18 protein-coding genes are annotated in these 17,397 nt (G+C 40.4%); 15 read left to right on the top strand and 3 right to left on the bottom strand.

From position 1 onward, the window contains the following. Positions 1 to 203 precede the first annotated feature (203 nt). The 14 genes from CGICJO_RS00285 to rbr all read left to right on the top strand — a co-directional run bounded on the left by CGICJO_RS00285 (position 204) and on the right by rbr (position 14,685). Entirely contained in the window at positions 204 to 3,476 is a 3,273-nt protein-coding gene (locus tag CGICJO_RS00285; RefSeq protein WP_486499211.1) for a discoidin domain-containing protein, read from the top strand. A gap of 137 nt (positions 3,477 to 3,613) precedes the next feature. Then, positions 3,614 to 4,750 (top strand): D-alanyl-D-alanine carboxypeptidase family protein, encoded by a 1,137-nt coding sequence (locus CGICJO_RS00280; protein ID WP_486499210.1) that lies wholly within the window; start codon positions 3,614 to 3,616, stop codon positions 4,748 to 4,750. A 171-nt stretch (positions 4,751 to 4,921) separates the two neighbouring features. Continuing rightward, complete coding sequence (locus CGICJO_RS00275; protein WP_486499209.1) at positions 4,922 to 6,259, top strand: glucose-6-phosphate isomerase; 1,338 nt, start codon at positions 4,922 to 4,924, stop codon at positions 6,257 to 6,259. A 51-nt stretch (positions 6,260 to 6,310) separates the two neighbouring features. Beyond that, positions 6,311 to 6,727: a hypothetical protein gene (locus CGICJO_RS00270; RefSeq protein WP_486499208.1), complete on the top strand. Its 417-nt coding sequence runs from the start codon at positions 6,311 to 6,313 to the stop codon at positions 6,725 to 6,727. A gap of 291 nt (positions 6,728 to 7,018) precedes the next feature. Then, positions 7,019 to 7,513 carry a YceD family protein gene (locus CGICJO_RS00265; protein ID WP_486499207.1) on the top strand — a complete coding sequence of 165 codons (495 nt, stop codon included), beginning with the start codon at positions 7,019 to 7,021 and terminating at the stop codon, positions 7,511 to 7,513. Between the two features lie 24 nt (positions 7,514 to 7,537). Next, positions 7,538 to 7,720, top strand: a complete 183-nt coding sequence (gene rpmF / locus CGICJO_RS00260) for a 50S ribosomal protein L32 (RefSeq protein ID WP_087377801.1) — start codon at positions 7,538 to 7,540, stop codon at positions 7,718 to 7,720. Between the two features lie 134 nt (positions 7,721 to 7,854). Then, positions 7,855 to 9,192, top strand: coding sequence for a DUF512 domain-containing protein (locus CGICJO_RS00255; RefSeq protein WP_087377882.1), 1,338 nt, complete (start codon positions 7,855 to 7,857; stop codon positions 9,190 to 9,192). After that, the gene (der, locus tag CGICJO_RS00250) at positions 9,193 to 10,515 is read left to right on the top strand and encodes a ribosome biogenesis GTPase Der (protein WP_486499206.1); all 1,323 of its coding nucleotides are present in this window, start codon (positions 9,193 to 9,195) and stop codon (positions 10,513 to 10,515) included. It begins immediately after the preceding gene. Beyond that, the gene (gene plsY, locus CGICJO_RS00245; RefSeq protein WP_486499205.1) at positions 10,515 to 11,243 is read left to right on the top strand and encodes a glycerol-3-phosphate 1-O-acyltransferase PlsY; all 729 of its coding nucleotides are present in this window, start codon (positions 10,515 to 10,517) and stop codon (positions 11,241 to 11,243) included. The genes der and plsY overlap by 1 nt, the downstream gene beginning before the upstream one ends. Positions 11,244 to 11,365: 122 nt before the next feature. Then, positions 11,366 to 11,704: a histidine triad nucleotide-binding protein gene (locus tag CGICJO_RS00240; protein WP_087377807.1), complete on the top strand. Its 339-nt coding sequence runs from the start codon at positions 11,366 to 11,368 to the stop codon at positions 11,702 to 11,704. A 48-nt stretch (positions 11,705 to 11,752) separates the two neighbouring features. Then, on the top strand, positions 11,753 to 12,292 hold the full coding sequence (locus tag CGICJO_RS00235) for a phosphoribosyltransferase family protein (RefSeq protein WP_087377809.1): 540 nt from the start codon (positions 11,753 to 11,755) through the stop codon (positions 12,290 to 12,292). A gap of 85 nt (positions 12,293 to 12,377) precedes the next feature. Then, complete coding sequence (gene holA / locus CGICJO_RS00230; RefSeq protein ID WP_087377811.1) at positions 12,378 to 13,427, top strand: DNA polymerase III subunit delta; 1,050 nt, start codon at positions 12,378 to 12,380, stop codon at positions 13,425 to 13,427. Positions 13,428 to 13,439: 12 nt separating this feature from the next. Then, complete coding sequence (locus tag CGICJO_RS00225) at positions 13,440 to 14,027, top strand: ribonuclease M5 (protein ID WP_087377813.1); 588 nt, start codon at positions 13,440 to 13,442, stop codon at positions 14,025 to 14,027. 124 nt (positions 14,028 to 14,151) lie between these two features. Next, positions 14,152 to 14,685, top strand: a complete 534-nt coding sequence (gene rbr, locus CGICJO_RS00220; protein ID WP_486499204.1) for a rubrerythrin — start codon at positions 14,152 to 14,154, stop codon at positions 14,683 to 14,685. 108 nt (positions 14,686 to 14,793) lie between these two features. On the opposite strand, the gene CGICJO_RS00215 is transcribed toward rbr, so the two are convergent. Genes CGICJO_RS00215 through CGICJO_RS00205 form a run of 3 tightly spaced genes read right to left on the bottom strand, consistent with a single transcriptional unit; the run spans position 14,794 to position 16,751 of the window. Further along, the gene (locus tag CGICJO_RS00215) at positions 14,794 to 15,525 is read right to left on the bottom strand and encodes a hypothetical protein (protein WP_486499203.1); all 732 of its coding nucleotides are present in this window, start codon (positions 15,523 to 15,525) and stop codon (positions 14,794 to 14,796) included. A 1-nt stretch (position 15,526) separates the two neighbouring features. Further along, complete coding sequence (locus CGICJO_RS00210; RefSeq protein WP_486499202.1) at positions 15,527 to 16,387, bottom strand: ABC transporter ATP-binding protein; 861 nt, start codon at positions 16,385 to 16,387, stop codon at positions 15,527 to 15,529. Then, entirely contained in the window at positions 16,368 to 16,751 is a 384-nt protein-coding gene (locus CGICJO_RS00205) for a GntR family transcriptional regulator (RefSeq protein ID WP_486499201.1), read from the bottom strand. The genes CGICJO_RS00210 and CGICJO_RS00205 overlap by 20 nt, the downstream gene beginning before the upstream one ends. Positions 16,752 to 16,972: 221 nt before the next feature. On the opposite strand from CGICJO_RS00205, the gene CGICJO_RS00200 reads away from it, so the two are divergent. Beyond that, positions 16,973 to 17,395 (top strand): putative ABC transporter permease, encoded by a 423-nt coding sequence (locus CGICJO_RS00200; protein WP_087377823.1) that lies wholly within the window; start codon positions 16,973 to 16,975, stop codon positions 17,393 to 17,395. The last annotated feature ends 2 nt before the right edge of the window (positions 17,396 to 17,397 follow it).

Here is a 17,397-nt window from a genome sequence, read left to right as displayed (position 1 = left end):
TTAATAATAAACTTCTATACTTCATGAAGATGTATAGATAAATGAAAAAATCCTTGGTGTAAAAGCCAAGGATTTTTTATTAGAACAATTAAGTGAAATTTATGAATTTTTTTATGCTTGTTAAGTCTATTTATGTATGATATACTTGTTAAAGAAGATATATTACAGCAAATATTAAAAAAATCACAGATAGGAGTATTGGTATGAAAAAACTGCACAGAAAAATTTTGTCTGTTATACTTTCTGTTCTTATGACGGTTTCTGTTGTAACATCTGTTTCGGCACAGAGTTATACACATGATACAGAAACAGCAAGCATAACAGAGCTTAATGTAAGCAACGAGGAAGTGTTTTTGTCGGATATTTCAGGTACTGCGCTTATAAAATCAAGCGTTGGTTACGGTAATCTGATGTTTGATAAAAACATAGAGGGAGATCAGATTTCCCTGAAGGTAAACGGTAAAAGGTTCTATTTTGACAAGGGATTGGGAGCACATGCACCGTCCATACTTGTTTACGATTTGGGTGATTATGTAGAAAATCAGGATATGACCAGATTTACCGCATATCTCGGAGTTGATTTTTCCAGATGGGACAGCGGAGACGGTGTGACCTTTAAGGTTTCCGTATCCTCCGACAATTCAGTATGGGAAACAGTTGTTGAAACAGGAACATTAAAAGGAACCAGCGAGTCTGTATTTGTGGATATTGACTTGACCGGAAAAAGATATTTGAAAATAGAATCATTTGAAAACGAAAACGACGGTGCAGACCATTCAGTTATTGCAGATGCAAAGCTTATAAAGGATGACTATGTTCCGGAGGCTTCAAAGGTTATAAAAACTCTTGATGAGTACGACGCAATGATAAAAGATGTAGTTAACCAAAATCCTGGTAAATCCTTTGAACAGCTTGTTGAGGAAAACCAGGAGCTTCAAAATCTTCTGCTTAAAAGAAATTTTGTTGATATGGCAGGATATTCTGTTTTGAATTATTACTGCAAAACAGAGGAAAATGCAGAGTTTTTAAAGCAGGTTATGGAAGACTATGAATTGCTGGAGCTTTATATGCAGGGAGGAGATTCAATAGCTTCTTATGATAAAGTCCTTGATGTTCTAAAGGCACTTTTCAGCTCTCATGGAGAGGATTTGCAGGATATTGAACACGGCGAGCTTTACAGACAGATGATGGTGACATTGTCTTTGACACACTCTATAAATGTTCCTTTCTGGGAGGACGGAAATCAGATTTCAGACCCTGTTAAAAGATATGAAATTTATAAGAAGCTTTATGATAATGAGCTTCTTATAAATGATGTTTTTGAGGATTTAAACATAGAGGAAATGCGCTGGGTAATGAACAATCTCATCAGCGACGACCAGATAGAGTGGCTCAATTACTATGTAAGATTCCATACAGACAGAAAAGATATGGGAGAACTGACAATTGATAACTTTACACCGGGCCCATATTATTTTATTACATATCAGTTCGGATACGATTACCTCAAGCCTGAATATTATTCAGAAGAGAATAAAGAGGCATGGCAGGAAAAGTGGAAGCTTACAAACGAATATAAGCTTTCCGATGAAGAAACAAACGGAAAAGCCAGCGTCTATGATATAAATGTGGCTTATGAGGATGGACATCCAAAGCTTTGGATAGTTTTTGAAGAGGGCTCAGTCTGCGGAGGAATTGCAAAGACCGGAACAAACCTTTTGGCAGCTTTCGGAGTTCCGGGAGTTGTTGTTGGACAGCCCGGACACGCCGCATATCTCCAGATGGAAAGAAATGAAGACGGCAAATATGTATGGAGCATAGGAAACGATGTTTCGGGATGGAGTCAGTCCAGAAGAGAAGAGGACCCAACAAGAGAGGACAGAAGAATGCTTTTAGGCTGGGGAAATCAGGAATGGGCAAGCTACTACTATGCAAGCTATGTGCTTTTGGCTCAGGAGGTTCTCAACAACGAGGAAACATATTATAAATCCAATAAGCTCAACAAGCTCGCCAAGGTTTATTCAGATGACCCTAAAACCCAGATTGAGATTTATGAAGAAGCCCTTGCAATAGAAAATAAAAATCTGGATTCCTGGGAAGGACTTATAAAGGCCTATGGAAATGCCAATAAGAGCGAGAGTGAATTTTTAAAGCTTGCAGAGAGAATTTCTGAAAATCTTAAATATTATCCATTGCCAATGAGTGATATACTTTCAAACCTGCTTTCATCATATGTTGAAAGTGAAGTTGCACTTTCACAGATTGACAACTATATTCAGGCTTCCTTAAACGATGCCGCAAACGCCACAGCAGATGATGTTTTACAGCCAAACGATACTAAAACAATGGCAAATTATCTGCTGGGAAATACAGAGCCTATGGCAACATTCTCCTTTGACGGTGAAAATGCCGGAAAAATAGTTTTGAACGATATGCACAGCGGCGAAAACCAGCTCCTTTACAGCATAAGCGGCGACGGCGAGGAAAGCTGGATAAACGCAGGAACTGTAACAGAAGTACAGCTTACAGAAGAACAGATTGCACAGGTAAATGATAATGACAACATACTTGTGAGATTGCAGGGTACAACAAATTATTACACAATAGATATCACACAGGGCGAATTGCCTAATACAGCATATCTCAACGATAACGAAAACAAGATTTATGGTGTTGACGAGCCTATGGAGTATCACACGGGCGACGGTATCTGGAAAGATTTGACCGAGGATATAAGATTTGACGGAGATATAACTGTAACAGTCAGAATAAAAGCCCACGATACAACCACTCAGAGTGCGGAAAAAACTTTTAGCTTCTCCGACAATACAAGCACAGACAGAAAATATATAACCGTTGACAGAATTACCGTTGAAGATGTTTCAAGCGAAGAAACATCACATGAGAATATGGCGCAAAATGCTATTGACGGCGATATAAATACTATATGGCATACTCTCTGGGACGGTTCTGACACAGAAAGATATATAACACTTAAATTTGATGAGGCTGTAAAGCTTTCGGCCTTTGAGTACACACCAAGACAGGATTCAGGAAACGGAAGAGTTTTGTCATATGAAGTATATACAAGCCTTGACGGAAAAGACTGGAAACTTTCCGCTTCCGGCGAGGGCTGGGAAAATAACGTTGCAAAGAAAACAATAGAGTTTGAAGCTCCGGTTGAAGCTCAGTATGTGAAATTTGTGGCAACAGAAGGCGTTGGAGGCTTTATGTCTGCGGCTATGCTGGAATTCTACGAGGACGCTTCCTCAGAAGAAACATTTGAAATGGGTGATGTAAACCACGACAGACTTTTGAACGTACAGGATGTTACATTGATACAGCAGTATATCACCAAGATGGATTTTACAGGCGAAATCTTTGATGAAAAGCTTGCCGATGTAGACGGAAACAATATAATTTCCATTGCAGATGCCACAGCAGTTCAAATAATGATTGCTTCTTCCAAAAACTGATACCCATTGAGCAAAACTCAATAATTAAAGAAAATAGACTGCGGTATTTTTGCCGCAGTCTTGTTTTTTATAAGGTAATAAACATATAGTTCCCTGAATATCAATTATTGATATATTTTGTATGGGAGTGAAAATCTATGAAAAAAATCCTTTCTCTGGTGTTGGCTTTTGTTTTTTTACTGCCACTTAATATAGTTTCGGTTTCAGCTTTGTCAGACGACGAGGTGACAGCGCCCAGCGCAGTTTTAATTGAACCTGAAACTATGAAGGTGCTTTATGAGAAAAACGCTCACGAACAGCGAGCCTGTGCCTCGGTTACAAAGGTTATGACACTTATTTTGGTAATGGAGGCAATAGATGCAGGTAAGCTTAACTGGGACCAAATGATAACCGCTTCAGCCCACGCCGCCTCAATGGGAGGTTCTGATATATGGCTGGAAGAGGGGGAACAGATGTCGGTAACTGACATGGTAAAAGCTACGGTTGTGGCTTCTGCTAATGATGCCGCTGTAGCTTTGGCGGAGGCGGTAAGCGGTACAGAGGATGAATTTGTAATACAGATGAACGAAAAGGCAAAGGCTTTGGGAATGGAAAACACGGTTTTCAAAAACTGCAACGGACTTGACGAAGAGGGACACCTTACAACCGCTTACGATGTTGCCCTTATGTCCTGCGAACTTATAAAGCACGAGGAAATCTTTGAGTTTACATCAATTTGGATGGACGAACTCCGTGGCGGAAAAACCCAGATAGTGAACACCAACAAGCTTTTAAAATCCTACAACGGCATAACCGGACTGAAAACCGGAACAACCTCCCAGGCTGGAAGCTGTATCAGCGCAACAGCGGAAAGGGACGGACTGTCTTTGGTGGCGGTGGTGCTGGGAAGCGAAACAGGTACTGACAGATTTAAGGCGGCGGCAACCCTTTTGGATTACGGATTTGCAAACTATAAAAAGACAAAATTGACCTTGCCTGAGGATGCGCCAATGGAAATCAAAGTGAAAAACGGAATGGAAAACAGCGTACAGCTTAAATATGAAATTCCAAAAGATATAATCACCGAAAGCGCAAAGTCACAGCTTGAAGCAAAGGTAGAGCTTCCGGAAGAGATAGAAGCGCCGGTTACAGAAAATCAGTCATTAGGAACTGTGAGCTTTTATTCCGGTGAAGAAAAAATAGCAGAATATCCCATTTTGTCCGGTGGGTCATCAAAAGAGGTGAATTTTCAAGACATATTCGCATTTATGATAAAAAATCTGTTTACTACATAAAACACTTACAATGAATATAATGTGACAGAATATGATGACAGCTTAAATATCTGATATAATATAAATGAAAACAACAAAAATTTCTTGCATTGCCGCCCGAAATATTGTATAATGTTTTCAATAAGAACTATCGGACAACGTTTGACCGATAAAATAAGGGAGGAAGTTACAATGGCAACTAAGCTTACTGACAAATATGTAAAAGGTTTTATTTCCGACAAAGAGTATGAGGCTATGGCTCCTTACGTGAAAACAGCTCATGAAATGCTGCACGCAGGAACAGGTCTGGGAAATGATTTTATAGGCTGGCTTCACCTTCCCACTGATTACGACAAGGAAGAGTTTGCACGCATTAAGGCTGCCGCTGAAAAAATCAAGAAGAATACCGATGTTTTTGTGGTAATCGGAATCGGAGGTTCTTACCTTGGCGCAAGAGCGGCTATAGAATTTCTTAAATCACCAAACTACAATGCGCTTGCAAAGGATGTTCCTCAGGTTTATTTCACAGGAAACAGCATCAGCTCCAATGCTCTCTCAGAGCTTATAGAGATTTGCGAGGGCAAAGATGTTTCTATAAATATGATTTCTAAATCAGGTACAACAACAGAGCCTGCTATCGCTTTCAGAGTATTCAGAGAGCTTTTGGAAAAGAAATACGGCAAAGAGGGCGCAAGAGAGAGAATTTTCTGCACAACAGATAAGGCAAGAGGCACACTCAAAGAGCTTGCAACAAAAGAGGGCTATGAAACATTTGTAGTTCCGGACGATGTAGGCGGAAGATTTTCAGTTCTTACAGCTGTAGGTTTGCTTCCGATAGCAGTTGCAGGCGCAGATATTGACGCTCTTATGGCAGGTGCTGCAAAGGCTGAAAGTGATTTTGACAACAGCGACCTGATGACAAACGATTGCTATAAATATGCAGCTTTGAGAAATATCCTTTACAGAAAGGGTAAGTCAACTGAAATTCTCGTTTCCTACGAGCCTGCTTTTGCACTTATGAACGAGTGGTTCAAGCAGCTTTACGGAGAGAGCGAAGGCAAGGATAACAAGGGTCTTTTCCCGGCAAGCGTAATCTTTTCAACAGACCTTCACTCAATGGGACAGTACATCCAGGACGGCAGAAGAAATCTCTTTGAAACAGTTGTACTTTTCGATAAGTGCAAGAGAGAGATAACACTTGGCACAGATCCTGAAAATGTTGACGGACTTAACTTCCTTTCCGGCAAAACAATGGATTTTGTAAACAAGAAAGCATTTGAGGGAACAGTTCTCGCTCATACAGACGGCGGCGTTCCTAATATCGTGCTCAATGTTGAGGAAATGACAGAAACAGAGCTTGGATATCTTATTTACTTCTTTGAGAAGGCATGTGCAATTTCCGGCTATCTCCTGGGCGTTAACCCATTTGACCAGCCTGGCGTTGAAAGCTACAAGAAGAACATGTTTGCACTTCTCGGAAAGCCGGGATATGAAGCTCAGAAAGCAGAGCTTGAGGCTCGTCTCAAATAATAAAATAATTCAGAATTTAGAATTTATAAATATCTAAGGAGGACTATCAAAATGGTTACTTTATTGATTGGAAAAAAAGGTTCCGGTAAGACAAAAAAATTGATTTCTCTTGCTAACGAGGCTGTTGCGGCATCTTCAGGAAACGTAGTTGTTATCGAGAAGGGCGCAAAGCTTACATACGACGTTACACATAAGGCAAGACTTATAGATACAGATCAATACAGCGTAGCAGGATATGACGTTCTTTTCGGATTTTTGAGCGGTATCTGCGCAGGCAACTATGATGTTACAGATATTCTTATCGACTCAACATTCAAAATTTGCCCGGAAGGCTTGAGCGGTCTTACAGCTTTCATCGACAAGATTGACGCACTTGCAAAGGCATCCGACGTTAAATTCACAGTTCTTATTTCTGCTGATGCAAACGATATTCCGGACGATGTTAAGGCAACCTGCGAGGTTCTTTGATAAATAATCAGACATAATGGAATAAATTAAAGTTTTGGGATCGCAAAGCGGTCCCAAAATTTTTCTCTTTAAGGGATTGGATTTAGTTTCTTTTTGTGCAAAAACATGAGGTTTTCGCTTTTTTTCGGGGTAAAAATCAAAAAAACAGGTTAAAATGATGAAGCCTTTTAAATATGCTCTTATATTCTGAAAAAGACCGAGAAAATTTAAATATTTTATTGACAAAGTGTCCCTGTTTGGTTATAATAATTCAAGGCGTTTAAAAAAATTTGCCTGTCTTGAGGTGTTGTTATGCTTCTGGAACTGAAGAAGGTCTTTCAAAATGACGGGGAGAGCATCTCTGTTGACTATGATTTGCCAATGAACGACGTTGAATTTTACGGGGTTTGTCCATTCAAAACTCCTGTAAAGGTGCGTGCCCAGGCGAAAAACAGAGCAAGTCTTGTTGATTTAAAGATAATTGTGGACTTTATCTATACAAGACAGTGCGACAGATGTCTTAAATTGCTCGAAAAACCCATGCATTATGAGTTTGACCATAAACTGGCGGTAAGCCTTATGTCAGAAAGCGATGAAGACTATATTGAAACACCGGACTATAAACTTGAGCTTGACGAGGTAGTAAAAACAGATATTATCTTGGAGTTGCCGGCAAAATTTCTTTGCAGTGAGGACTGCAAGGGATTGTGCATGAAGTGCGGAAAAAACCTCAATGAGGGTGACTGCGGCTGTGATAAGGGTTCTGTGGATCCGAGGCTCGAGATTCTAAAGCAGTTAATTGATTGATATAAAAAGAAGGAGGTCTTTGAGATGGCAGTACCTAAGAGAAAACTTTCAAAAGCAAGAAGAGATAAAAGACGTTCTAACGTATGGAAGCTTCAGGCTCCGGCACTCTGTGTATGCCCAAACTGCGGCGAGTTCAAGGCTCCGCATAAGGTTTGCGGAAACTGCGGTATGTATAGAGGCAGACAGGTTATCGTAAAAGAGGCTTAATTCAGGCTTTACAAAAGAATTAAGGCGGCGGAGGCGTGCGACAAAAAACACGCTGCCGCCCTTTTGTTTGTCTTGAAAAGTTTATTATTTTTGGTTATAATAAATTTACAGATAAAATCTCGGGAGGAATTGCGGTGGCTGTACTAATTAAAGCTGTGACAAAAAACAGTCACGGCGAAAAACACGGGATACTTTCAGGCGAGTACCTTGTTTCCATAAACGGAAACGAAATTATGGATGTTCTGGATTACAGGTTCTATCAAATAAACCGTGAGCTTAATCTGGAAATCAGAAGCCAAAGCGGCGAAACAAGAAATGTAACAATAAAAAAGCCTGAATACGATGAAATAGGTTTTGAGTTTGAAACCTATCTTATGGACAAGCAGAGAAGCTGTAGAAATAAGTGTATTTTCTGCTTTATAGACCAGCTTCCGAAGGGAATGAGGGAGAGCCTTTATTTTAAGGATGATGACAGCAGACTTTCCTTTCTTTTCGGAAACTATGTTACCCTTACAAACCTTACCGAGCATGAGATAAGCCGTATTATCAAGATGCATATAAGCCCTATAAATGTTTCCGTCCATACAACTAATCCGGAGCTTAGGGTGAAGATGATGGGAAACCGCTTTGCAGGGGAGTCCCTTTCAATTTTAAAGCGTCTTGCCGATGCGGGAATACAGCTTAATTGTCAGATAGTGGCTTGCCCGGGAATAAACGACGGGGAAGAGCTTGTGAGAACCCTCACAGATTTGGAAAAGCTCAATGTAAACATGACGGCAGTTGTTCCCGTTGGTCTTACAGACTACAGAGAGGGACTTTTTGAGCTTACTCCGTATAATCCCAAAACCGCCGGGGAAACTCTTGATATAATAGAGAGCTTCGGGGACAGGTGTGTGGAAAAATACGGCAGAAGAATTTTTTATGCCGCCGATGAGCTTTATATAAAGGCGGGAAGAGAAATTCCGCCTGCGGAGTATTACGAGGATTTTCCGGCTCTCGACAACGGTGTTGGACTTATAGCCCTGTTAAAGGACGAGCTTTCCTATGCGGTGGAGGAATACACAGAAACCGCAGAAAACTATAAGGAAGAAGCGGCAAAGGTAAAGGGAAAAGTTACCATTGCCTGCGGAGAAAGCGTTAGACCATTTCTTGACGATATGTTAAATGTTGTGAGAGATGTTTTTGAAAATATACAGATAAACGTGGTGGCTGTTAAAAATAAGTTTTTCGGAGGCGGAGTAAACGTTTCCGGACTTGTGGTTGGAAGAGATTTGATAGACACACTTAAAAATGTGGATATCGGCGACAGACTTTTAATTCCATCGGTAATGCTTCGCTTTGACGGCGAGGTGTTCCTTGACGACACCACATTGGAGGATGTTGAACGGGAGCTTTGCGTTCCTGTTTTTCCGGTCAATAACGGCGGACAAGATTTGCTGGACGCTGTTATTTCTTCAGGAAGGAGTGATTAAATGGCAAAAGCCATAGTTGCTATTGTGGGCAGACCTAACGTGGGAAAATCCACTCTTTTTAATAAGCTTGTGGGACAAAGACTTTCCATTGTTGACGATAAGCCCGGCGTTACAAGAGACCGTATTTTCGGCGAGTGCGAATGGCGTGACAGAAAGTTCACCGTAATCGATACAGGCGGAATTGAGCCTCATTCTGATGATATTATACTTTCTCAGATGAGAAGACAGGCAGAGCTTGCCATAGATACCGCAGATGTTACAGTGCTTGTTACCGACATACGCACAGGAATGGTTGCCACCGACATGGAGGTTGCCTCCATGCTTTTGAAAAGCGGCAAGCCTGTTGTACTCTGCGTAAATAAGTGCGACAAAATAGGCGAGCCTGAGCCTGAATTTTACGAGTTTTACAATTTGGGTATAGGCGACCCAATACAGGTTTCATCTGTTCACGGTCACGGAACAGGTGATTTGCTGGACGCTGTGTACGACCTTTTGCCTCCTGAAGCTGACGAGGAAGAGGAAAGCGAAGTTATAAGCGTTGCGGTAATCGGAAAGCCTAATGCGGGAAAATCCTCCCTTATAAATAAAATTACCGGTGAGGAACGCTGCATTGTTTCAAATATCGCTGGAACAACCAGAGACAGTATCGACACAAGAGTTGTAAATAAATTCGGCGAGTTTAACTTTATAGATACAGCCGGACTTAGAAGAAAAAGCAAGGTTGACGACGATATTGAAAAATACAGCATAATCAGAGCTAAAATGGCTATAGAGAGATGCGACGTCTGCGTTATAATGATAGACGGCGAGGTTGGCTACACCGACCAGGACAGCAAAATCGCAGGCCTTGCCCATGAAGCCGGAAAGGGCTGTATTATAGCTGTAAATAAATGGGACGCAGTTGAGAAAAACGATAAGACAATGAACGAGTTCAGAAAGCGTCTTGGCATAGAGTTTGCCTTTATGTCATATGCTCCTATGGTTTTCATTTCAGCAAAAACAGGTCAAAGACTTGACAGACTCTTCGAGCTTATCAAGCACGTTGCAAACCAGAACTCCATGAGAATAAAGACAGGTATGCTCAACGAGCTTTTGGCTCAGGCTACCACAAGGGTTCAGCCTCCTACAGACAAGGGAAGAAGACTGAAAATATTCTACATGACTCAGGCAAGCACAAAGCCGCCTACATTCGTATGCTTCTGCAACGATGCGGAGCTGTTCCATTTTTCCTATCAGCGTTATCTTGAAAACAGAATAAGAGAAACATTCGGTCTTGAGGGCACACCTATAAGATTCGTTATCAGAGAAAGAGGCGATAAGTAATGTTGGACTTTTTTACATCAAACATTGTACTGCTTATTATCATTGCTGTTATTGGTTATCTTTTGGGAAGCGTTAACTCTGCGGTTCTTATTACAAGAGCGGTTATGAAAAATGCCGACATAAGAACAATGGGAAGCGGAAACGCAGGATTTACAAATGTTCTGCGTTCTGTAGGCAAGGGCCCTGCTATTTTTACAATCACCTTTGACTTTATCAAAGGCGTTTTGTCAGCAGTGGCAGGAAGCATTTTGGTTTACTCTTTCGTAACAGCTTCAAATCCCCAGCTCTTGGCAGAGTACGCAAGATACGGAGCTTATATAGGCGGACTTTTCTGTATTCTCGGCCACATGTTCCCTGTATACTTCGGTTTTAAGGGAGGAAAAGGCGTTGTAACTTCAGCGGCTTTGATGGCTGTTGTTGATATAAGAGTTTTTGCCCTTGTGCTTTTGACATTTTTGATTGTTTTCCTTATAAAGAAAATAATCTCTTTGGCTTCACTTGTCTGCGCAGTCCTTTTCCCTGTATATACATACTATTTTGCTTACATGTTCGACTACATGGGAAGCTTGAATACTGAATATCCAATCAGTATGGACTATGTTATGATAACAACAGGCTTTGCAGTACTTATCGGATTGCTGGTAATTATAATGCACAGAAAGAACATAGGACGTCTTATCAGAGGCGAAGAAAAGAAAATTACAAGTAAAAAGAAACAAAGCTCTTAACTTGCATATTGACTAAATAATTCAAAAGCTATAAAATATACCACAGAGGTGCTCTGTGGTATTTGTTTTTGTATGGTTTAAACAGAGCAGAATAAAGAATTTTAACAAAGGAGATAATGAAAATGGATTGTATTTTCTGTAAAATTGCAAACGGTGAAATTCCCTCAAATAAAGTCTACGAAGACGATAAAATTCTTGCTTTTTATGACCTTGAGCCTCAGGCTCCTGTACATGTTCTGGTAATTCCAAAGGAACATATCTGCTGTGCAGACGCTCTTAACAGCGAGAATTCCGCTGTTGTTGGCTATATTTTCTCAAAGATTCCTGAAATCACAGCTAAGCTGGGACTTACAAACGGCTACAGAATAGTTAACAACTGTAAAGAGGACGGCGGACAGACTGTTTTCCATCTCCACTTCCATATTCTCGGCGGAAAGAAACTCAATGTAAATATGGCATAAGACCAAGAGGAATGGATTAAAGTAATTGTTGAAAGGATTTATGATTTTATGAATAATATCTATACACTTAATGTTGCCGGCTGTGTAAGAGAGCTGCCCCTTTGTGAAGTCAGCGACCATATTGACGTTGCCGCATTTATCATGTTCGGAGATGTAGAGCTTACAGAGAAGGTTGCACAGGAGCTTATGAAAAAGTGCCCTGAGCATGACATTTTGCTTTCAGCAGAGGCAAAAGGAATCCCTCTTGTTTATGAAATGGCAAGAATAGGATGCCGTGACTATGTTGTGGCACGTAAGGGCATTAAAACATATATGAAGGATTATATAGGGGTTGAGGTTAAATCCATAACAACAGCCCAGGTACAGAGACTCTATCTCAGCGGTGACAGAGTGGAAAAATTAAGAGGAAAAAGAGTTTTGATTATTGATGACGTTATCTCAACAGGAGAAAGCCTGAAAGCCCTTGAGGAGCTGGCAGAAAAAGCCGGAGCCAATGTAGTGGGCAAGGCGGCGGTTTTGGCAGAGGGCGAAGCTGCTGACAGAGACGATATTATCTTCCTTGAGAAGCTTCCTCTTTTCTATAAATAAAAATAATAAATCGGGCAGGCGGCGGTTTGCTGTCTGCCCTTTGTTAATTGAGCGGATAAGATTATTATATACAGGCGGTGATTTTTTGATAGCCAATGAAACAGAATTAAAAAAGCAGCTTACTTCCGGAGATTTTAAGAGAATTTATTTTTTGTACGGTGAGGAAAAGGCTCTTGTAAAAAAATACTCACAAATGGCGGTGGAAAAAATAATGGGAAAAGAACCGCCGGAATTTAATATGCATGTTTTCGACGGAGAAGCTTCTCCCGACGATATATACGCCGCCTTGGGCATGGTTCCTTTTTTAAGCGACCTGAATATGGTTGTGGTAAAAAATATGGACTTTGACAGTTTGAAAGCCGACTATACCTCAAAGATGATGGAGATATTAAAGTCAGTTCCCGATACATCGGTTTTGCTCTTTGAAATGTCCTCGGTTGATATAAATCTGAAAAAATCCCAGAAATTTAAAAAGGTGCATGATTTTATTTCTAAATCTGCCGACGGGGTTGTTACGGAATTTGATTACAGGTCACCTGCGGTGCTTTCAAAGCAGCTTGCCGCCCGTGCAGGAAAGCTTGGCTGCAATCTTTCTGTAGCTTTGGCAGGGAAAATAGTTGACATCTGCGGAACTGATTTAAACAGACTTAACAACGAGCTTTTAAAGCTTACAGCCTATGCAGACGGCAAGGAAATAACACTGGAAATGGTGGAGCTTTTAGTGGCTCCAAGCATTGAAACAAACATTTACAATTTGGCTGACAGTATTGTTCAGAGAAACAGCGACAAGGCTTTAAAGCTTTTAAACGGACTTTTTTATCAAAGAGTTGAGGCAAGCTCTGTTGTGGCAACTCTCGCCACCGCCTATACGGATTTTTACAGGGCGAGGGTATGCGCCGAAAGCGGAGAGCCAACAACCACAGCCGCAGAAATATTTAACTACAGAAACAGAGCTTTTGTGCTGGGAAAGGCTCAGACAAAGACCTCAAAGCTTTCAACAGACGCACTGCGTGACAGTTTGGAAGAGATAATGAAAACCTCCTCAGCTATGAGAACAGTTACAATAGACGAAAAAATCCTTACGGAAAAGCTTGTGGTCAAGCTGCTTTCCATAGCTTCTGCAAAGTACGAATAAGGAGGCTGTAAGATGATAAAACTTAATGAAGCGGTTATTGTTGAGGGGAGATACGATAAAATTCTTCTCCGTGGTTTTATAGATGCGCCAATAATCGAAACAGGCGGTTTTCGTGTCTTTAAAGACAAAGAAAAACAGAAGCTTATCAGAAAGCTTTCAGAAACCCGTGGTATAATAATAATGACAGACAGCGATTCCGCAGGTTTTGTAATAAGAAACTTTTTAAGGGGAATTGTGCCTGCCGGAAAAATAAAGCACTGCTATATCCCGCAGATAAGAGGCAAGGAAAAACGAAAGGCTGAAGTGTCAAAAGAGGGATATCTGGGCGTTGAGGGGCTGGACGAAAAAACAATTATTGAAGCTTTGGAGAGAAGCGGAGTGAATATTTGTTCAAAATCTGCCGAAACTGAATTTGAAGAGATTACCAAGGCGGATTTTTACGAGCTGGGACTCAGCGGAAAAGAGAACTCCGCAAAGCTCAGAGAAAAGCTTTTAAAGAAGCTTGGTATGCCCACTTATCTTTCCGCAAACGCTTTTCTTGCAGTGTTAAATTGTTTCTATTCCAAAAAAGATTTGCTTGACATTTTAAGGGAAATATAGTATTATATTAACAGAAACAAGAATGATTATCATTTTTCTTACGGATAACCGTTTTTGTCAGACTTTTAGGAACCAATTTATCAGATATTTAAAGATTACAACCAATGTTAAGGAGGAATTTCACATGAACTTAAAGGGAACAAAAACAGAAGCTAACTTGATGGCTGCATTCGCAGGCGAATCACAGGCAAGAAACAAGTACACATACTATGCATCAAAGGCTAAGAAAGAGGGCTACAACCAGATCGCAGAGCTTTTCCTTGCAACAGCAGACAACGAGAAAGAGCATGCAAAGCTTTGGTTTAAGCTTCTCCACGGAATCGGCACAACAGAAGCAAACCTCGAGGACGCAGCAGCCGGCGAGAACTACGAGTGGACAGACATGTATGCAACATTCGCTAAAGAGGCAAGAGAAGAAGGCTTCATCGAGATTGCAGAGCAGTTCGAAGGCGTTGCTAAGATTGAGAAAGAGCACGAAGAGCGTTACAGAGCATTGCTCAGCAATGTAAAGAAGGGCGAAGTATTCAAGAAAGGCAGCATCGTTATTTGGGAGTGCGGCAACTGCGGTCACATCCACGTTGGCGAAGAAGCTCCGGAGGTATGCCCAGTATGTTTCCATCCAAAGGCATATTTCAGAATTAAGGCTACCAACTATTGATTTGACCTGACTGCGTATTTTAATACAAAACAGAAAACGACCGTTATCCCCAAAAGGGAAACGGTCGTTTTTCTTATGTGAGTTTTTGTAGAAGATACAGAGATTTCATCAGGTTTTAAGCTCTGTGCGTCTTAAAATAAGATAAGTAATTCCTCCGAATATTCCAGCTCCTATTATCAATGAAGCTATTGGGTAGAGATAGTTTATTGTTCCGTCGGCGGTAAATCCTGCTATTCTTGAAAGAAAAGTAAAAATATTTTGGATTACATTTTCCGGAATAACATAGACAAAAAGCAAAGGAACTATAAAACCAAGAATTATACCAAGTGCAACCATAAAAGCGATAAAGAAATACTTTCCTATTTTGTTAAAGAGCACTACGAAAAAGTAGGTTACGCTTGAAACAAAGGTGTAGGTTAAAAACAGCAGAAGCCAGTTCAAAAGATACTGATTTTTAATGCCGTAAATTAAACCGAAAAAATTTTTATATTCAGTCATCACAAGAGGGGCTACCGAACCGATGATTGTATCAAAAAAAGCCAGCACCGCAGCTATAAACATGAACATGGAAATTGTTGAAATAAAAATATATTTTCTGGTAAATCCGTTTTGTATGAGCATTTTAAAGTCTTCTGTAAAGCCCATAACTCCCAGTATGCCTATATATATAATACTGCTGTTTTCCAGTGCACTCATACTTATATTTTCATTGTTTCCAAGGCACAGCTTCAGAGTAATAAAAACAGCCGCTACAATGGAAAGCATTATGGTGTAAAAAATCCATATGTATTTTACCGAGGTTAAACATTCATAGCGTATAGCGGTTTGAAGTTTCTTCATGTCAGATACCACCTTTCTCAGTAAGCTTTACAAAGAGCTTTTGCAAATTCATATTTGTAATCTGGAGATTGCTGTTCTGCGGCAGTTCTTCTCTTTCGCCTAAAATATAGGCAAGCTTCATACCGCCCAGTATATCCTCACCGATAACCTTTTTATCTGCGCAGAATTTGTCAACCTCTGCTGTAACGCCGGAAACACAGTAGCCGGTTTCCAAAAGATTTTCGGCTGAATCCTGTAAAAGAACTTTTCCCTTGTCGATTATAACAACATCCTCAATGATGTTTGCAACCTCTTCGATAAGATGTGTGGCAAAAATTATTGTCCTTGGATTTTCCTCGTAATCGTTTAAAAGAATGTTGTAGAACAATTCTCTGTGGTTGGCATCAAGTCCCAGTACAGGCTCGTCAAAGATGAGATAGGGAACGTTTAAGGCAATAGCCACAGTGAGTTTAAATATGGACTGATATCCCTTTGAAAGCTGTTTGAATTTTTTGTTTGTGTTGAGATTGAATTTCTCAGCTATTGCGTAAGCCTTTTCAATATCAAAGCATGAGTAAAAACGGTTCATCCACATAAAATGCTCTTTTACTTTAAGACTTGTGTTGTATAAATCCTGTTCGCTCATGCAGTGGATTTTCTCGTGTACCGCCATATTTTCCCTTGTGGGAATACCGTCGATGAGGACTTCGCCGCTGTCGGGGAAAATTCTGTTGGCTATTATGTTTATCAAGGTGGACTTGCCGGCGCCGTTTCTTCCCAGCAAGCCGTATATTTTTCCGTATTCAAAGGAAAAAGAGATATTATCAAGAGCTGTGACATCCTTGTATCTCTTGGTGATGTTTTTAATCTGAATTGAGCCCATCCTCGTAACCCCTTTCTATAAGCTTTATGACGTCCTCCTTTGTCATCTGAAGCTTTGAAGCCTCTTCGATGAGGGCGGCGACGTACTGATTGTAAAATTGACTTTGTCTTTTCTGTCTGATTTTTTTAACTGCCCCGTCCTTTACGTACATACCCAGACCTCGCTTTTTGTAAATAATTTCTTCGTCAACCAGCATATTCATTCCCTTTAAAACCGTGTGGGGATTTATGTTCAGCAGAGCGGAGATTTCGTTGGTGGAGGGGATTTTTGTTTCCTCAGGAAAAATTCCTGTAAATATTGAGTCCTCCAGCTGTTCTGCAATCTGTATGAATATGGGTTTATCTGTATTTGTATTTATCTTCAACCACATCACTCCTTGTTAGTTAGTTACTTGAGTAACTAACTATCTTGCCTATAGTATAATCAGATTGTTTTCTGTTGTCAATAGGTTTTAAAAATTTTTCTGTGCAAAAAATAAACCCACAGCGGCAATGATAAATCGCTGTGGGTTTTGAAAGATTTTAAGAAAATAAATGAAATAAATAATCTGACAGTGGCAATAATAACATGGCGGGGTGATTTCCTATGGTTATTGTTAAAAAAACACTGAAAAGAATTTTGCTTATGACATCGGGGGGAAGTGCCTATGTGGGAATAGAACTGCTTTGGCGCCATTATTCCCACTGGTCAATGTTTTTTGTAAGCGGTATCTGTTTTGTAATTCTCTTTGAACTGTATACCGGAAAAAATAAGGATTTGACAATTCCTGAAAAATGCGTAATAGGAAGCGCAATTATTACAGCCATTGAGTTTGCGGCGGGCTGTATAGTTAACATTTGGCTGGGAATGGAGGTTTGGAACTATTCAAACCTGCCCTTTAACCTTTTGGGTCAGGTGTGCGTGATGTACAGCACCCTTTGGGGACTTTTGTGCCTGCCTATTGATTTCTTTTGCAGGAATGTTTTGAAAATCAAAGAAAAGTACAGTAAAAAGCTTTTGGATGGATGACT

This window comes from Candidatus Limousia pullorum (genome assembly GCF_057405065.1).
This window is presented reverse-complemented; position numbering and strand designations above follow the sequence as displayed.